Origin of the sequence: Mesorhizobium sp. LMG17149 (assembly GCF_024518695.1) — a bacterium.
Taxonomy (GTDB): domain Bacteria; phylum Pseudomonadota; class Alphaproteobacteria; order Rhizobiales; family Rhizobiaceae; genus Mesorhizobium.
In genome coordinates this window covers 1-16,948 of sequence record NZ_JANIFL010000001.1, presented here as the reverse complement: position 1 = coordinate 16,948, position 16,948 = coordinate 1, and the positions used below count along the sequence as shown (strand labels likewise).

Genomic DNA, 16,948 nt, shown 5'->3' with positions numbered 1-16,948 from the left:
TTCTCAGCGAACCCCTTTCACGAGGTCACGCGCAGCGGTGATGATGTCGGGAATTTGCGGCACCGTCGCCTTCTCGAGCTCCGGATTATAGGGGATCGGCGTTTCAGCGCCGCCCAGCCGCACGATCGGCGCATCGAGATAATCGAACGCTTCGCTCTCGGCGATCATGGCGCTGACCTCGGCGCCGATGCCCAGCGTCTTGACCGCTTCGTAGACACACATCAGCCGCGACGTCTTCTTGACACTGTCGATGACGGTCTGCTTGTCCATCGGCCGGATGGTGCGGAGATCGACGACTTCGACGTCGATGCCTTCGCTCTCCAGCGCGGCAGCCGCGTCGAGCGCCTTCTGCACCATGATCGAGGTGGCGACGATGGTGAGATCCTGGCCCTCGCGGCGGATATCGGCCTTGCCGATCGGCACGGTGTAATAGCCTTCGGGCACCGGCCCCTTCATCTTGTAGAGCAGCTTGTGCTCGAAGATCATGACCGGATCGGGATCGGCGACCGCCGCCAAAAGCATGCCTTTGGCATCATGGGGGGTCGCCGGCTGGATGACTTTCAGACCCGGCACATGGCCGAGCCAGGCCTCGAGGCTCTGGCTGTGCTGAGCCGCCGCACCGGTGCCGGAACCGGCGGGAAAGCGCATCACCACGGGAACCGAAACCTCGCCGCCCAGCATGAAGCGCATCTTGGCCGCCTGGTTGACGATCTGCTCCATGGCAAGCGTGGCGAAATCGGAAAACTGGAACTCGAAGATCGGCCGCATGCCGGTGAGGGCAGCCCCCACCGCGACGCCCGCGCCGCCCAGTTCCGAAATCGGCGTGTCGATGACGCGGTCAGCGCCGTAACGTTCGACCAGGTCGCCGGTGACCTGGAAGGCGCCGCCATAGACACCGATATCCTCGCCCATCAGGAAGACACGTTCGTCCATGTCCATGGCGATCGCCATGGCTTCCTGGATCGCCTGGGCGTAGCTCAGTTCACGCACCATCGCGTCCATCACGCCTGCTCCGTATACACGTAATTTCCGGTCTCGCTGATATCGGGCGATGGGCTCGCCTTGGCGAACTCGATGCCCTCGGCGATCTCTTGCGCCACGGCATCGCGAATGGCCTCGATGCCCTTGTCGTCGATGAAGCCGAATTCCCTGAGCTCGCTTTCGAACAGGGTGATCGGATCGCGGTTCGACATCCAGTCCTCGATCTCTTCCTTGGTGCGATAGCGGTTGCGGTCGCTCTTGGAATGGCCGCGATGGCGGTAGGTCTTGGACTCGATCAGCGTCGGCCCTTCGCCGGCGCGGGCTCGGGCGATAGCCTGATGAGACGCCTCGGCGACCTCGGAGAAGATGTTGCCGTTGACGATGACGCCCGGCATCGAATAGGCGGCGGCGCGCTCGGCGATGTTCTTGACCGCGGTCGAGCGGGCTGTCGATGTCGACATGCCGTAGCCATTGTTCTCGCAGACGAAAATGACGGGCAGCTTCCAGACCGCCGCCATGTTGAGCGCCTCGTGGAAAGCGCCTTCATTGTTGGCGCCGTCGCCGAAGAACGAGACCACGACCTTGCCGGTCTTCATCATCTTGGAGGACAATGCCGCCCCGACGGCGATCGGGATACCGCCACCGACGATGCCATTGGCGCCGAGATTGCCCTTGCCGACATCGGCGATGTGCATCGAGCCGCCACGGCCCTTGCAATAGCCTGTGGTCTTGCCGAAGAACTCGGCGAACATGCGCTTGACCTCGGCACCCTTGGCAATGCAGTGGCCATGACCGCGATGCGTCGAGGTGATCTGGTCATCCTCGGCAAGCGGCATGCAGATGCCCATGGCGCTGGCTTCCTGGCCGATCGACAAATGCATGGTGCCGTGGATGAGACCGCGCGTGTAGCACTCCTCCGCGCCCTCTTCGAAGCGGCGGATCAGGTACATCTTGTGGAGCACCTCCCTGAGCTGCTCGGCGCTGTACTGGCGGTAGACGAAGGGCAGATTGGCGCGACTGTCAGTGACGGCTTTGCTGGCTGTGGCCATGATCACGCTCCCACGGACCCATAGACGAGCTTGTCCTGGCGGGCGCGCAGTTCGGCGATCTTGGAGCCCGCCGCGGGCGCTGCATTCGCGTAGGTTATGAGCTCGCCCTTCTTGATCGGCGCGGTGACCGAGCCGCCCTGCAGCAGGCCGCAGGGAATGGCCTTGGCGGCGCGCGCCTCCGGCGTCGTCATGATCCAGGCGCGGTAGCAATATTCACCGATCGCATCGAGCTTCTCGCCGGGCTTCATGTCCTTCTTGGCCACGGCGGCGACTTCGGCCACCGGTTTGGCCAGCGGCACCATGTCGGCCTTGCCGTAGAGCACGACGCGCGCGCAGGTCAGCGGCACTTCGAGCGAGGTCAGGTGATAGGGACGATGGAAAGTGAAGTACGGGCCTTTGCCCATCTTCAAATCTTCCATGCGCTCGGAGATGCGCGGATGCGACATGTCGGCAACGACGAAGACGCCGGGCGCGACACCCTTGCCGATCGAATAGTCGACGACGCCGACCCTCGACAGCACGCCGCCATCCTTCTGCGGCACCAGCACCTTGGACAGTTCGCCAAGCGTGGCCGCCGGGCCATGCATGCCGGCCTTGTCTGGAACCAGGCCGGTGGCATTGGCGATCGCCGCCATCTCGACCATGGTCTTGGAGCCGTCGACGAATTCGACCAGCATCCGCACATTCATGTGCCGGCGCTTGGCTTCCTCCTCATAGTCTGGGGGAATGGCGTCGATGTTGAGCGGGTTGTTCTTGCCCTTGCCGGCGGCAACGATCGGATGCCCCATGGCCGAAACGAACTCGATCAGCTCCATGCAGGAGGACGGCTCATCGCCGGCGCCCAGCGAATAGGTGACGCCGAGCCGGTCGGCCTCGCTCTTCAGATAGGCGCCGATGGTGACGTCGGCCTCGACATTCATCATCACCAGATGCTTGCCATGTTCCATGGCGCGCAGCCCGATCTCGGCGCCGACGGCGGGAACCCCGGTGGCGTCGATGACGACGTCGATCAGATCATTGTTGATGACAAGGCTGGCATCGTTGGTGACCGCCACCTTGCCGGCTTCCATCGCCGCCGTCATCGCCGACGCGTTCGACACCTCGCGCGCATGCCCGGTTTCCTGGAAGGCGATATCGACGGCCTTGCTGGCGGCAGGCAGGTTCAGTTCGGAAATGGCGCCGATCTCGATGCCCGACATATGGGCGACACGAGTGACGATGTCAGTTCCCATCTCGCCCGAGCCGATCAGGCCGATGCGGATAGGCTTGCCCGACTTGGCGCGTTCCTCGAGATCGCGGGCAAGGCCCGTCAACGAAACATTGGAAGCCATACCGCTCGTTCCTCCCATAATGCAGGCTTGTTCGATTGCCTGACGGGTATTGAACATCTGTATTTCTGTCAAGACTAATGTCCAGATTGTCGTGCTTAAAACCACTTTCCCGGCAGCCCGAACCATGGACGAAAACGAAGCCGCGAACCGCACGGCGCGCGAAGACAGGTTCGCTCGCAGGCGGAGCCAGCGCGGAACGCTTTTTTGCGATTACGGCCGGTCGTGAAATAAAAGTACCGAAATATTAGATTGTAAAATTTATCTTTCACAGCGTGTTCTCGCGTGCTAGCGTCGCGTCATGAACTGGAAATGAACTGCGCTTCCTGGGGTGGCCTTTTCCGGTCTGTTCCAAATAGGTCTGCCAAGGGACGTTGCGGCCGATGAAGATGAAAACGCCTGGCGAGAAGACTGTTTCCGGTGAGACCGAGGTGGCCAGCGCGCTGGAAGCCAGGTTGCGTGAGGGTTGGCTGGATTTCGCCCGGACCGAGCAGGCAATCGCGCGATACCTGCTCGCCAACATCCATGACATTCCCTTTGAAACTGGCGCCACCATTGCCGCCGGCGCCGGCGTAAGCGAGGCAAGCGTTACCCGTTTCGTGCGGCGTCTCGGCTACACCGACCTCAAGGAAATGAAGCGTGGCCTGCGCTCCGCGCCGAAAGTCACAAGCCCAGGCCTGGACAGTGCTGAGTTGCGTTTTCGCATCGGCGGCGAGAAGCAGGAGCGGTTGGCTCGCAGCCTGGAGATGGAGCAGCAGGCCTTGGCCGCGGCCTATGGCCTTGCCCAGGGCGAGATGTGGTCCGAAATCGTTCATCTGCTGAGCACCTGCGACCGCGTGAACTGCGTCAGCTTCCAGGCGGTGAAGGGACTGGGGCTCGATTTCGCGACACGTCTGCGCTGGGTGCGGAGCGGTGTCCGCTTTGCCGAAGGTTTGGGCGGCACGTTCTCGGAAATACTCACCGATAGCGGCGAAAATTCTTGCGTGCTGCTGATCGACACGGCGGAATACGCAGCGATGAGCTTTCGGCTGTGCGCCCAGATCAAGCGCCGAAAGATTCCTCTGATCATCGTTACCGACAAATACAGCCATTGGGCATCTGAATACACAAAACTGGCGCTCGAAGTATCGACGCGCGTCGACCTGTACTGGGATTCGACGGCCGCGATAAGTTCGGTTCTGAACCTCCTCACGCATTCCGTTGCCGAGAAACTCGGCAAATCGGCTGAGACGCGGATGAATGAGCTGGAGGATATCGCCGGGATCCTGCGAACCTTCCACAAACCGCCACGGCGCGTCGCACGGCACATCAAAGAGGAAGAGGGCGAAGAATGACGAGGCATCACCCGTTGCTGAAACCGTGGACAGTCAGGGCAGGCGCATGAAGTTGACGGAATACGCCGCCTATGACGGCGTCGGTCTGGCCGAGCTCCTGCGCAATCGGGAAGTTACGCCACGCGAACTGGGTAACTGCATCCTTTCAGGGATCGCCGCGGTCAATCCGCAGCTCAATGCCGTGATCGAAACCTATGCCGATGCGATCGAGGGGCTGGGCGATGTTCCCGGACCCGCACCTTTCCACGGCATGCCGACATTGACCAAGGATTTCCCTATCGAAGCCGGCCGGCCGGGAGAGTTCGGCAGCGTTCTCGCCAAGGGTTTCATTTGCGGCGACGATCACGCCTTCTGGGTGAAAATGCGATCCGGCGGCCTTGCCAATATCGGGCGTACCACCACGTCGGAATTCGGCATAGCGGCGGCAACCGAATCCTCTCTCTATGGTGCGACACGCAATCCCTGGGATACCAGCAGGGGTGTTTCGGGATCGAGCGGCGGCGCAGCCGCGGCCGTTGCCGCCGGCATCGTTCCCTTCGCGCAAGGCGCCGACGGTGGCGGCTCCATTCGCACCCCCGCCGCCTTTTGCGGGGTCGTCGGCCTGAAGCCGTCCCGTGGCCGGATCAGCGGCGCGCCGGAATCGAATGCGCCAATGCTGGGTCTCGCCATTTCATTCATGCTGACACGCTCGATCCGCGACACGGCGGCTTTGCTTGATCTGGGTTCTGGTGCGCTTCCCGGCGACAGCTATGAGATCGTCCCTCCGACCACCAGCTATGCCCAGGCGATCAAGACGCCACCCAAGGCTTTGCGCATTGCCCTGTGCACAACGTCCTGGTCCGGCTATCCGTTCGACCCCGAGGTGAAGGCGGCAGTCCTCGAAGTGGGCAAGAGGCTGGAGCAACTTGGCCACAAGGTCGTCGAAGCCGGGCCCGTGTTCGATTATGAGCGCTATCTGGCGGCACAGAAAGTGATCTGGGCAGCTTCTACGGCGCAGTCGCTCGACGAGTTGGCGGGCCTGCTGCGGCGGCCGATCGATGAAGCCAGCCTGCAGCAGACGACACTTGCCGTCTACCGCCATGGCCGAACGCTCGATGCGGCAAGCCTGATCGCGGCTCTCGCGGTGTATGACCGGATCACGCGGACGGTTGGCGAATTCCTGGCCGTCCATGACGTGCTGGTGACGCCGACTTGCGCGATCTCGCCGGAGTTGCTCGGCACGCACGACCCGGATCGTCCTGGCCGCGACATCGACACGGTGTTCGAGGATCTGGCGCCGAAGGAGACGTTCAGCGCGCTCTTCAACGGCACCGGATCGCCGGCGATATCCCTGCCGCTCGGCTGGACGCAAAACGGCCTGCCGATCGGAGTGCAGTTTGTCGCCGCGTTCGGACGCGACGATCTGCTGCTGCGGTTGGGTGCGGTGCTTGAAGCCGACTACGCCTGGCACCAGCGCAAACCACCTACCCACATCACCAAGACTGCTTGAACCAACAAGGACTGCTTGAACCAACAAGCATGGAACCGCCCCGGGAACATCATCAACGAAAATGGGAGATTGTCATGGACCGCAGAGTATTCCTCAAAAGTGCGGCGTTTGCCGGCTTCAGCATCGCGACATTGCCGGCCACATTGCTTCGAGCCAACGCTGGCGGCAGCAAGATACTGCGTATGGCCTATGGGGCCGAGGTTCTCACCCTGGACCCGATCAAAACCACTTATGGAGCCGATATCCTTATCCAGGGCATGATGTATGCACGCCTGCTGCATGCCAATGCCGATCGCACCGAAGTCGGCCCGGGCCTTGCCGAGAGCTGGGGCATCGCGGATGACGGCAAGACCTATACCTTCCACCTGCGCGAGGCCAAATTTTCCGATGGGTCGCCGATCACGGCCGAGGACGTGGCGTTCAGCTGGAACCGCATGCGCTTCCAGAAGGATTCCGCCTATGCGGCGCCGTTCCAGCCACTGACCAAGATCGAGGCAAAGGACGCCAGGACAGTGGTGATGACGCTCGATCGCAAATTCACGCCCTTCCTGACGCTGACCGAAATCTGGAATACCGGCATTGTGCCGAAGGCAGCGGTCGAGAAAATGGGAGACGACGCTTTCGCCAAGGCGCCGGTCACATCAGGGCCGTTCAAATTCGTCGAATTGAAGCCGGGAGACCGCGTGGTCCTTGGCCGCAACGAGCACTATTACCGCAAAGGCGAGCCCAAGATCGACGGCGTCGAATTCCGCTATGTCCCGGATGACAACACCAGGGTCTCGATGTTGCAGGCGGGCGAACTCGACGTCTGCCTCGCCGTTCCAGCGCCGCGCATGGCCGAGTTGAAGGCCGCCGGCTTCCGCGCCGACCCTGAACCTTCGAGCACCACCTATGACATGCTGATCAACCATTCGGCAGAACCCTTCAACGACCTCAAATTCCGCCAGGCCGTCAGCTACGGCATCGACCGCACGGCCATCAATGCCGCGGTGACGCTGGGTCTCGGCACGCCGGCGAGTTCCATCATGAGCCCGACGCTCGATTTCTTCGACAAATCGCTGCCGGTCATTGCCCGAGACGTCGAAAAGGCCAAGGCCCTGCTGGCCGAGTCCGGCAAGACCGGAGCCAGTTTCGAACTCATCCAGAATGCCGGAAGTGCCGACGAGGAAAAGGCGGCGGTGCTGATCCAGGCGCAGCTGGCGGAAGTCGGCATCACCGTCAACATTGCCAAGATCGATTCAACCCAGGCATGGACCCGCCTCGCCGATGGCGAGTACCAGGCGGAAATGAACTGGTGGTACAACGAGACGCGAGATCCCGACAACGCATTGCGCTGGTGCGTCTGGGGCGCGGGCGACAACAAGTCCTACTACACCCGCTACAACAACGAAACGATCAACAAGCTGATCGATGAAGCCTCGGGTGAGGCGGACAATGCCAAACGGGCCGAGCTCTATGCCCAGATCCAGAAGACCGTGGTGGACGAGGTGGCGCAGGTGGCGCTCTATCACCCGACGTGGCTCAACGCCTACGCTCCGAGCGTGAAAGGGTTGGTCCTGAACGTCGGCCTGCAATTCTCGTCCATCGGCGGGACCAGCCTGGATTGATCGGCACAGGATGCGAGGCGGGACGAGACACTTCTTCCCCGTCTCGCATCGATTTGACACCAGGATCCCGACCATGAATCGATTCTCCTTCGTGCTCAGGCGGCCGATACAGTTGATCCCCGTGCTGCTGGGTATCAGTGTGATCACCTTCCTGCTGCTGCAAATGACACCCGGCGATCCGGTTCGCCTCATGCTTGGCCCCAAGGCCAGTCAGGAGGCGATCGAATTCGTGCGGGCGCGATACGGTCTCGATCAGCCCATTCCCGTGCAGTATTTCTACTACGTGCTGAATTGCCTGCGCGGCGATTTCGGTCAGTCGATCGCCTTCCGGGGTCCCGTCAGCGGCGTCATCGCGGCACGGATCGCGCCGACGGTTTTCTTGATCCTCTATGGCCTCGTGATCTCGCTGCTGTTGACATTCGCGCTCGCGGTCACCGCTGCCCGGCAGCGCGGACGGTGGATCGATCACCTCATCCGTCTCGTCTGCGTCGCGGGCGTCGGCGTGCCGTCCTACTTTGTCGGCCTGCTGCTGATCATGGGCTTCTGCCTGCGGCTGAAGATCTTCCCCGTATCCGGTTACGGGCCGACCTTTTTCAACAATCTGTGGCATCTGTTCCTGCCGGCCCTGACGATCGGCATCGGGGTGACGCCGATCCTCGCGCGCAATCTGCGCGCGACCTTCATTCAGCAGTTGGACAAGGATTACGCGATCGCCTGCCGCTCCAGGGGCCTGCCGGAAAGCTACATCTTTTCCCGGCATGTGTTCTGGAATTCCCTGTTGCCGACAGTCAATCTGCTGGGCGTCGTGGTCGCCTTCCTGATCGGCGGAACGGTCGTTGTCGAAAATGTCTTCAACATTCCAGGGCTCGGCAACCTGCTCATCCGCGGCGTTCTCACTCACGACCAGTTCGTCGTCCAGGCAGTGGCCCTGCTGCTTGCCGTAGGTGTCGTCATTTCGAATTTTGCCGTCGATGTCTTGACCGCCATTCTCGACCCAAGGGTGGAATTATGAGCGATGTGATGCAGGGCAGCGGCTCCTTGGCCATGGCGCGTATCCGGACGATGCCGGCAACCTTGATCATTGGCGGCGCCATCACCTTGGCCTGGATCGTCGTGGCCATTTTGGCGCCAGTGCTGACCAGTTTCGACCCGATCAAGGTCGATGTGATGCAGGCGCTGAAACCACCTGGCGCCGAGCATTGGTTTGGCACCGACGCCATCGGCCGCGATGTCATGGCGCGAACACTGTTTGCCGCACGCTACGATCTCGCCATGGCCTTCTTTGGCGTCGTTGGTCCGATCATCCTGGGGACGATCATCGGCCTTATCGCCGGCTATCTGGGTGGCCGGATCGATGCGGCGCTGATGCGCATCCTCGAGGTCACCGTATCATTTCCCTATTTCGTCCTCGTGATCGCCATCGTGGCCGTGCTGGGGCCCGGCCTCAAGAGCTACTTCATCTCGCTCACCTTGGTGAACTGGGTCAGCTATGCGCGACTTGTGCGGAGCCAGGCGCTGGTGCTGCGCGGCGTCGATTTCGTGCTGGCGGCACGTGGCATGGGTTTTGGGCATTTGCGCATCATGCTGTTCCACATCCTGCCGAATGCCATCGTCCCATCGATCGTCTTCGTCATGACCGATGCCGTGCTGGCCATCGTGCTCGGATCATCATTGGGTTTTCTCGGCCTCGGCGTACAACCGCCAACGCCCGAATGGGGCGCCATGATCGCGGACGGGCAGACGTATCTGACGACCGCATGGTGGATTGCGATCTTCCCAGGCATCGCCATCTGCCTTCTGGCGCTGGGCCTCTCGTTGACCGCTGATGGTCTCGCCCGCCTCCTGAACACGGAATCCTGAGATGAGCGACCTCGTCAGCGTCGAGAACCTCACCATCGACTTCGCCACCAATTTTGGCGACGTCCACGCCCTGCGCGGCGTCAGCTTTTCACTAAAAGCAGGAGAGGTCCTTGGGATCGTCGGTGAATCCGGATCGGGCAAGACGGTGGCCTGCAGAGCCATCCTCAAGCTGATTGCCGGCAACGCACTGGTAAAGTCGGGCCGGATCATGTTCGAGGGCAGCGATGTCCTCGCCATGAAGGATGCCGAACTGGGCCAGCTGCGTGGCGGGCAAGCGGCGATGATCTTCCAGAACCCGTCGACGCATCTTGATCCGATCATGACGGTCGGGCGTCAGGTGGGCGAAGCGATGGTGGTCCATCAGGGCATATCCTGGCGGCAGGCCAATGCGCGGGCGGTCGGACTGCTCGAAGACATGCACATCAAGGACGCGCCAAGGCGCGCGGGCGCCTATCCTCACGAGCTATCCGGTGGCATGCGTCAGCGGGTGATGATTGCGGCGGCCCTTGCCTGCGAACCGAAACTGCTGATTGCCGACGAACCCACGACGGCACTTGATGTGACGGTGCAAGCTCAGATACTCGACCTGCTCCGCGGCATCCGGCGTGAACGCAAGCTGTCGGTCATTCTGGTCTCTCACGACCTTGGCGTGATCGCGGAAATGTGCGACCGCGTCGTCGTCATGAAGGACGGCGCGGTGCTGGAAATCGGCTCGGTCGATCAGATCCTGCGTGACCCCGCCCATGAATACACGAAGCGCCTGATCGCTTCCCAACCCTCGCTAATGAAGCCGACCACGCATGCATGCCCCGTGGCGACGGAACCGCATCTCCTGGTGAAGAACCTGTGCGTGAACTTCTACCCAGGGCAGAGCCTTGCAGCCTGGGCGACACGCAAGCCGCCGCAGATCGTGCGCGCGGTCGACAATGTTTCGCTGGCATTGCGGCGCGGTGGGGCACTGGGGATCGTCGGCGAGTCCGGTTCCGGCAAGAGCACCATAGCCCGGGCCATTGCAGGCCTGGTGCAGCCGGAACAAGGAGAGATCGAGGTGGACGGCCAATCGCTCGATCGCGCGCTAAGGCAGCGCCGACCGGAGCAGGTTCGCAAACTGCAGATGGTGTTCCAGGACCCGTTCATGTCCCTCAACCCGGCGTTTACGGTTGCGCGAACTCTGGCCGAACCGCTGCGGCAACAGAACATCTGCCCGGAAAGAGACATCCCGGAGCGGATCCGCGAGCTGATGGAAAAAGTGGAATTGCCGCGCCAGTTGCTGGACCGACGCACCACGCAGCTTTCCGGCGGCCAGCGGCAGCGCGTCGGCATCGCCAGAGCCCTGGCGCTGGAGCCGGAGATTTTGATCGCCGATGAGGTCACCTCCGCTCTTGACGTCACCATCCAGGCCCAGGTGCTCGGCCTGTTTGCGCGGCTGCGCCGCGAATTGTCGCTGACGCTGATCCTGATTTCCCATGATCTGGGCGTGGTGCGTTATCTCTGCGAGCACGTTGCGGTCATGCAGCACGGCAAGCTGGTTGAGTATGGCAATACGGAAGATGTTCTGGATCGTCCGCAGCAGGCCTATACCCAAGAGTTGATCGCCGCTATCCCGAAACTCTCGCGTCGAACGAGCAGCGGAATCCAACCAGGAGACACCCCGCTACTGGCCGCCGGAAGCAAATGCTGAGCCTTCGGGGCCGGGCTACTGTGCCGTCCAGCCGCCCTCCATCGGTAAGGTCGTGCCGGTGATCTGCCTGGCCGCGTCCGAACACAGGAACAGCGTCAACGCAGCAAGCTCATCGACGGTGACGAATTCCTTGGTCGGCTGCGAGCAGCACATCGTGCTTGACCTGTTCCTCGGTCATGCCGCGCGCCTTCATGGTGTCGGGAATCTGCCTTTTCGACCAGTGGGGTCCAGACATAGGGTGGGCGACGCCTATTTGGCGATCTCGAGCAGGGACGATACCAGAAGCTCTCGCTCATCTTTCGACAGAACATCCGAATCGAAGAGGTTCATGCTGCGCAATCCCTCGATGGCGAGATAGCAGATCAACAGCGATTTGAGATCCGGCGTCTCACCTTTCAGCCGCTCGAAAAGCTGCCTCTTGAAGGTCTTTATCGGCATCATGAAATCGGGATCCTCGGCGATGGCCGAGAAAATCCAGGACGCCGACGGCTGCTTTTCCTCGCAATCATTGGCTGACAGCCTGATGTAGACAGCCAGGGGATTTTCGTCCTTGTCATTTGTGCGGGCGGCTTCCAGTGCGTGCTCGAACTCACGCAGATAGCCTTCGACCAAACCTTGCATCAATTTGGCCTTGGTCGGGAAATTGTAGAGGAGCCCTCCCTTCGACACGCCGGCACGGCTGGCTACGGCATCCAGCGACAGGCTGCCTGGTCCGGATTCCCGGGCAACATCAGCCGCCGCGGCGAGAATCTTCTCGCGCGAATTCGGTCTTTGGGCTCTCATGGGGCCTCCCATCGCAAGCTTAGGCCCAATTGACAAGACCGTCCAGACGGTACAGGAAGACCGCCATTATTTGAAATCGGGACCCGCAGTCGATATGTGTCCCGATATCCGCGCTTCGCGCCGGATTTCGACTGAGGGGACTTCCTTGTTCAAGCGCATACTCCGTATTTTTATCATTGTTCTGGTTCTGGCTCTGCTCGTCGTTGTGGTCGGCGGCATCGTCGGCTTCAACTTCCTGCGCGACAACGGCATCAAGCAGTACTTCGCATCGATGAAGCCGCCGGCGGCAACCGTTTCGACGACCATCGCCAAGCCTTCGGCCTGGACGCCAGGCGTCGAGGCGATCGGTACGGTCAGGGCTGTGCGTGGTGTTGACCTGACGGTCGAGACCACCGGGATCGTCAAGGACATCCTTTTCCATGCCAACCAGAAGGTGGCCGACAATGCGGTTCTGCTGCAGCTCGATGACGCCGTCGAGCGCGCCGATCTCGACGCACAGAAAGCGCAGGCCGCGCTCGACCAGACCTCGCTGGCCCGCGCCATTGAACTGACCAGGCGTGGCGTCGGCTCCGACTCGACGCTGGACACGGCGCGTGCGGCGGCCTCGGCCTCGGCATCTCAGGTCACCAAGCTGCAGGCCGTACTCGAACAGAAGCAGCTGACGGCGCCTTTCGGCGGCACGGTGGGCATTCCGAAAATCGATATCGGCCAGTATCTGGCGCCCGGCACCGCCGTGGTGACATTGCAGGACCTCGACACGATGCGGGTCGATTTCTCGGTTCCCGAACAGCAACTCGCCTTGCTCAAGATCGGCCAGACGATTCGATTGGGCCTTGGCGGTGAGGACAGGCCATTCGCAGGCGCCATTCGCGGCATCGACCCGAAGATCGACTCGTCCAGCCGGCTGGTGAACATCCGGGCGGAAGTCGCCAATCCCGATGGCAAGCTGACCCCCGGCCAGTTCGTGCAGGTGCGTGTCGAGCTGCCCGAAGAGCAGAACGTGCTGACCCTGCCGCAGACGGCGCTGACGACAAGCCTCTATGGCGACTACATCTTCGTGGTGCAGCCGGCCAAGCCTGCCGAGGCGGCCCCAGCCAAGCCGGAGGAAAAACCCGCCGCGCCGTCAGCCGACAAATCGGCGGAAGCCAAGCCTGCGGACACCAAGCCGGCCGATGCCATGAAGCCGGCGGCTGATGCAGCCAAGCCTGCCGCCGATGCGGCAAAACCAACCGACAAGGCTGCCGATCCGGCCAAGCCGGCGGCGGAAGGTGACAAGCCCGCGCTCGTGCTGTCGCAGGTGTTCGTCAAGCCCGGCCGCCGCAATCAAGGCATGGTCGAGATCGTCGAGGGGCTGAAGGCCGGCGACGAGGTCGTCACCGCCGGCCAGAACCGCCTCTTCAACGGCATGTCCGTCGTTGTGGACAACACCATCGACCCGACCAAATCGGCGAACAAGCAGGCCGAACAGCAATGAGCTTTTCAGATCTCTTCATTCGCCGGCCTGTTCTTTCGACGGTCCTTGCCTGCATGATCCTGCTCCTGGGTTTCCAGGGCATCTTCAACCTGTCGATCCGGCAGTATCCGAAGGTCGACGAAACCGCGATCACCATCACGACGGCCTATCCAGGCGCCAGCGCCGATCTGATCCAGGGCTTCATTTCCGCCCCGATCGCCCGCGCCGTCGCCTCGACCGAAAACATCGACTACGTCACCTCGTCCAGCCGCCCGTCCTCCAGCACCGTGACCGTGCAGATGAAGCTCGGCTCGAACCCCGACGTCGCGCTGACCGAAGTCCTGTCCAAGGTCCAGGGCGTGCGCGGCACCTTGCCGGACGCATCGAAGGACCCTGTCATCGTCAAGGGCACCGGCCAGCAGTTCGCGATGATGTACATCTCGATGCAGAACCCGAACATGACGAAGGAGCAGCTGACCGAGTATATCGAGCGCGTCATCAGGCCGCGCATGTCGACGGTCGAAGGCGTCGCCGACGTGCAGATCTTCGGCGCCCAGGAATACTCGATGCGCGTCTGGATCGATCCGGTCAAGCTTGCCGCGCGCGGCGTGACGGCCTCCGAACTGCTGACGGCGATCAACAATTCCAACTTCCTGTCGGCGCCCGGCAACACCCAGAACGAGTATGTCGTTTCCTCGATCACCGTGCGCTCGACATTGCAGACGCCGGAGGCATTCGCCGAGCTGCCGCTGCGCTCGACTGACGGCAATGTGGTGCGGTTGCGCGACGTGGCTCGCGTCGAACTCGCGGCCGAGAACACCGACACCCGGGTCTCGTTCAACGGCAAACCCGGCACCTTCCTCGCCATCTTCCCGACGCCGGCGGCCAATCCGCTGACCACGGCGGCGGCGCTCACCAAGCTGGTGCCGCAGATTCAGGAGACGCTGCCGAAAGGCATGACGATCGAGGTCGTCTACGACGCGACCGGGCAGATCAGCGCTTCGATCGAAGAGGTGTTCAAGACCATCGCCGAGGCGGTTGCCATCGTCATCGTCGTCATCCTTCTGTTCCTTGGCTCCTTCCGGTCGGTGATGATGCCGATCATCACCATCCCGTTGTCGCTGATCGGCGTCTGTTTCCTTTTGTTTGCGGTGGGCTATTCGATCAACCTGCTGTCGCTGCTGGCCATGGTGCTGGCGATCGGCCTGGTCGTCGACGACGCCATCGTGGTGGTGGAGAACATCCATCGCCATATGGAAGAAGACCACATGTCGCCGATGCAGGCCGCGTTCAGCGGTATGCGCGAAATATCGTCGGCCATCATTGCCATGACCATGACACTGGCCGCCGTGTTCGCGCCGCTGGCCTTCACCGGCGGCCTGACCGGCGCATTGTTCCGTGAATTCGCAGTCACGCTCGCCGGCTCAGTGGTGCTGTCGGGCGTCATCGCCATCACCATCACCCCGATGATGTCGGCACGCCTCCTGAAGTCCGGCACGCCGGGCCGTTTCCAGCGCATTGTCGACGGCGCCTTCGCGCGCGTCGAGCATGTCTATGAACGCGCCGTCACCGGGTCGCTCAATTATCGCCCATTGACGCTGATCATCGTGCTTGCGCTTGTCGGCGTCACCGGCTTCATGTTCACCAAGACCTCGAGCGAACTGGCGCCGGAAGAGGACCAGGGCTTTCTGCTCTCGATTGTGACAGGGCCGCGTTATGCGACCTCCGATTACACCGAGACATACGTCAACCAGATCCTCGGCCTGGTGAAGGATATTCCCGAAACACGGGCGCAGTTCTCGGCCGTCGCCTTCGGCGGCACGACAAACAGCGCCTTCGTCGGCTATGCCTTCAAGGATTGGGCGGAACGCAAGCGCAATTCGAAGGAACTGCAGGCCGACATCACGGCCCGTATCGCCAAAGTGGCCGGCGTCGAGGCCTTCGTCTTCGCGCCGCCGACGCTGCCCGGCTCTGGTGGCGGCCTGCCCATTTCCATGGTGGTGCGATCGACCGGCGCTTCCTCGGAAGTGTACGAGGTGGCCGAGCAGATCAAGAACAAGGCGCAAGCCTCCGGCCGCTTCATCGTCGTGCAGAATTCGATGGCCTATGACGCACCAGAGGTGACGGTGACCATCGACCGTGATCGCGCCGCGGCGTTGAACCTGCCGATCGCCGATATCGGCCGCACGCTGACCTTGCTGGTCGGCGGCGCCGAAGTGGCGCAGTTCGACCGTGACTCCAACAGCTACGACATCATCCCGCAGGTGCCGCAGGAGTTTCGCGACAACCCCGATAAGCTCGGCGAATACTTCGTGCGCAGCGTGACGGGCGAGATGGTGCCGCTCTCGGCGGTGGTCAAGATTTCGAACAATGCGGCGCCGGCGGCAATCGAGCAGTTCAACCAACTGAATTCGTCGACGATTTCGGCGCTCCCGCTGCCCGGCGTCACCACCGGCGACGGGCTGAAGGCGCTGGAGGACATCGCCAAGGAGAGCCTGCCCGACACCTTCTTCCTCGACTATTCCGGTCAATCGCGGCAGGAAAAGGAACAGGGCAACACCATCCTGATCGCTTTCGCGGCGGCCGTTGTCGTCATCTATCTGGTGCTGGCGGCGCAGTTTGAAAGCTTTCGCGACCCCCTGATCATCATGATGGCGGTGCCGCTGTCGATCTTCGGCGCGATCGTGCCGCTCAATCTGGGCCTCGGCACGCTCAACATCTACACGCAGGTCGGCCTGATCACACTGATCGGTCTGATCACCAAGCACGGCATCCTGCTGGTCGAGTTCGCCAACCAGCAGCGTGAAAAGCATGGCATGCGGCGGCGCGACGCGATCATCGCCTCGGCCAAGGTGCGCCTGCGGCCGATCCTGATGACGACAGCGGCGATGGCGCTCGGCGTGGTGCCGCTGATCACGTCCAGCGGCGCTGGTGCCGCGGCCCGCTATTCGATGGGCCTGGTCATCTTCACCGGCATCCTGGTCGGAACCCTGTTCACGCTCTTCGTCGTGCCCATGTTCTACACCTTCATCGCCAGCAAGGACCTGCCTCATTTGGCGGAGAAGCCGGATCCCAAGCTGATGCCGGCACTGCCGAGCTAGGGTGGGGCTTCCTGCCCGGAAATGCGCAGGACAAATGCAAAAGAAAAGAGGCCGGAAACTTTCCGGCCTCTCAGACTGCTGACAAACCCCTGGCATTTGCTGGGGGTTTTTGATTCACTGGGTCATGTTGAAGCGACCCGCCCCTGAACAGACCGCGCTCGAGATGGTGATGCTGGATCAGTTGGTTCCTGCCGATCACCTTTTGCGCAAGATCGACCGTGTGATCGATTTCACCTTCATCCACGATCTGACCGCGCCGCTGTATTGCCCCGACAATGGCCG

12 protein-coding genes and 2 pseudogenes are annotated in these 16,948 nt (G+C 61.9%); 9 read left to right on the top strand and 5 right to left on the bottom strand.

Annotation, left to right across the window (positions count from 1 at the left end):
- Window positions 1–3: 3 nt before the first annotated feature.
- Genes NP945_RS00070 through NP945_RS00060 form a run of 3 tightly spaced genes read right to left on the bottom strand, consistent with a single transcriptional unit; the run spans window position 4 to window position 3,361 of the window.
- Complete coding sequence (locus NP945_RS00070; RefSeq protein WP_256745245.1) at window positions 4–1,002, bottom strand: alpha-ketoacid dehydrogenase subunit beta; 999 nt, start codon at window positions 1,000–1,002, stop codon at window positions 4–6.
- Window positions 1,002–2,030 carry a thiamine pyrophosphate-dependent dehydrogenase E1 component subunit alpha gene (locus NP945_RS00065; RefSeq protein WP_127267165.1) on the bottom strand — a complete coding sequence of 343 codons (1,029 nt, stop codon included), beginning with the start codon at window positions 2,028–2,030 and terminating at the stop codon, window positions 1,002–1,004. The genes NP945_RS00070 and NP945_RS00065 overlap by 1 nt, the downstream gene beginning before the upstream one ends.
- Before the next feature lie 2 nt (window positions 2,031–2,032).
- The gene (locus NP945_RS00060) at window positions 2,033–3,361 is read right to left on the bottom strand and encodes an NAD(P)H-dependent oxidoreductase (RefSeq protein WP_127267166.1); all 1,329 of its coding nucleotides are present in this window, start codon (window positions 3,359–3,361) and stop codon (window positions 2,033–2,035) included.
- Between the two features lie 428 nt (window positions 3,362–3,789).
- Between NP945_RS00060 and NP945_RS00055 the strand changes: the two genes are divergently transcribed.
- The 6 genes from NP945_RS00055 (at window position 3,790) to NP945_RS00030 (ending at window position 11,329) form a co-directional block, all read left to right on the top strand.
- The gene (locus NP945_RS00055; protein ID WP_256745244.1) at window positions 3,790–4,692 is read left to right on the top strand and encodes a MurR/RpiR family transcriptional regulator; all 903 of its coding nucleotides are present in this window, start codon (window positions 3,790–3,792) and stop codon (window positions 4,690–4,692) included.
- A gap of 46 nt (window positions 4,693–4,738) precedes the next feature.
- On the top strand, window positions 4,739–6,181 hold the full coding sequence (locus NP945_RS00050; protein WP_256745243.1) for an amidase: 1,443 nt from the start codon (window positions 4,739–4,741) through the stop codon (window positions 6,179–6,181).
- A 74-nt stretch (window positions 6,182–6,255) separates the two neighbouring features.
- Entirely contained in the window at window positions 6,256–7,788 is a 1,533-nt protein-coding gene (locus NP945_RS00045) for an ABC transporter substrate-binding protein (RefSeq protein ID WP_256745242.1), read from the top strand.
- A 73-nt stretch (window positions 7,789–7,861) separates the two neighbouring features.
- The gene (locus NP945_RS00040; protein ID WP_256745241.1) at window positions 7,862–8,800 is read left to right on the top strand and encodes an ABC transporter permease; all 939 of its coding nucleotides are present in this window, start codon (window positions 7,862–7,864) and stop codon (window positions 8,798–8,800) included.
- Entirely contained in the window at window positions 8,797–9,648 is an 852-nt protein-coding gene (locus tag NP945_RS00035; protein ID WP_256745240.1) for an ABC transporter permease, read from the top strand. The genes NP945_RS00040 and NP945_RS00035 overlap by 4 nt, the downstream gene beginning before the upstream one ends.
- 1 nt (window position 9,649) lies before the next feature.
- Complete coding sequence (locus tag NP945_RS00030) at window positions 9,650–11,329, top strand: ABC transporter ATP-binding protein (protein WP_256745239.1); 1,680 nt, start codon at window positions 9,650–9,652, stop codon at window positions 11,327–11,329.
- Between the two features lie 15 nt (window positions 11,330–11,344).
- Here NP945_RS00030 and NP945_RS00025 read toward each other — a convergent pair.
- Window positions 11,345–11,571, bottom strand: a pseudogene (locus tag NP945_RS00025) (SDR family oxidoreductase); the annotation flags it as partial.
- A gap of 7 nt (window positions 11,572–11,578) precedes the next feature.
- Window positions 11,579–12,112: a TetR/AcrR family transcriptional regulator gene (locus tag NP945_RS00020; RefSeq protein ID WP_023811021.1), complete on the bottom strand. Its 534-nt coding sequence runs from the start codon at window positions 12,110–12,112 to the stop codon at window positions 11,579–11,581.
- 145 nt (window positions 12,113–12,257) lie between these two features.
- Between NP945_RS00020 and NP945_RS00015 the strand changes: the two genes are divergently transcribed.
- The 3 genes and pseudogenes from NP945_RS00015 to NP945_RS00005 all read left to right on the top strand — a co-directional run.
- On the top strand, window positions 12,258–13,586 hold the full coding sequence (locus NP945_RS00015) for an efflux RND transporter periplasmic adaptor subunit (RefSeq protein WP_127382765.1): 1,329 nt from the start codon (window positions 12,258–12,260) through the stop codon (window positions 13,584–13,586).
- Window positions 13,583–16,666, top strand: coding sequence for an efflux RND transporter permease subunit (locus NP945_RS00010; RefSeq protein ID WP_127272041.1), 3,084 nt, complete (start codon window positions 13,583–13,585; stop codon window positions 16,664–16,666). Before NP945_RS00015 ends, NP945_RS00010 begins: the two co-directional genes overlap by 4 nt.
- 124 nt (window positions 16,667–16,790) lie before the next feature.
- Window positions 16,791–16,948 (top strand): annotated as a pseudogene (locus tag NP945_RS00005) (IS5/IS1182 family transposase); the annotation flags it as partial.

Bases quoted from the DNA above. Each gene is read 5' to 3' on its own strand.
- NP945_RS00030 (WP_256745239.1), top strand. From the start codon at position 9,650: ATGAGCGACCTCGTCAGCGTCGAGAACCTCACCATCGACTTCGCCACC.
- NP945_RS00040 (WP_256745241.1), top strand. From the start codon at position 7,862: ATGAATCGATTCTCCTTCGTGCTCAGGCGGCCGATACAGTTGATCCCC.
- NP945_RS00045 (WP_256745242.1), top strand. From the start codon at position 6,256: ATGGACCGCAGAGTATTCCTCAAAAGTGCGGCGTTTGCCGGCTTCAGC.
- NP945_RS00020 (WP_023811021.1), bottom strand. From the start codon at position 12,112: ATGAGAGCCCAAAGACCGAATTCGCGCGAGAAGATTCTCGCCGCGGCG.
- NP945_RS00070 (WP_256745245.1), bottom strand. From the start codon at position 1,002: ATGGACGCGATGGTGCGTGAACTGAGCTACGCCCAGGCGATCCAGGAA.
- NP945_RS00035 (WP_256745240.1), top strand. From the start codon at position 8,797: ATGAGCGATGTGATGCAGGGCAGCGGCTCCTTGGCCATGGCGCGTATC.
- NP945_RS00065 (WP_127267165.1), bottom strand. From the start codon at position 2,030: ATGGCCACAGCCAGCAAAGCCGTCACTGACAGTCGCGCCAATCTGCCC.
- NP945_RS00010 (WP_127272041.1), top strand. From the start codon at position 13,583: ATGAGCTTTTCAGATCTCTTCATTCGCCGGCCTGTTCTTTCGACGGTC.
- NP945_RS00050 (WP_256745243.1), top strand. From the start codon at position 4,739: ATGAAGTTGACGGAATACGCCGCCTATGACGGCGTCGGTCTGGCCGAG.
- NP945_RS00060 (WP_127267166.1), bottom strand. From the start codon at position 3,361: ATGGCTTCCAATGTTTCGTTGACGGGCCTTGCCCGCGATCTCGAGGAA.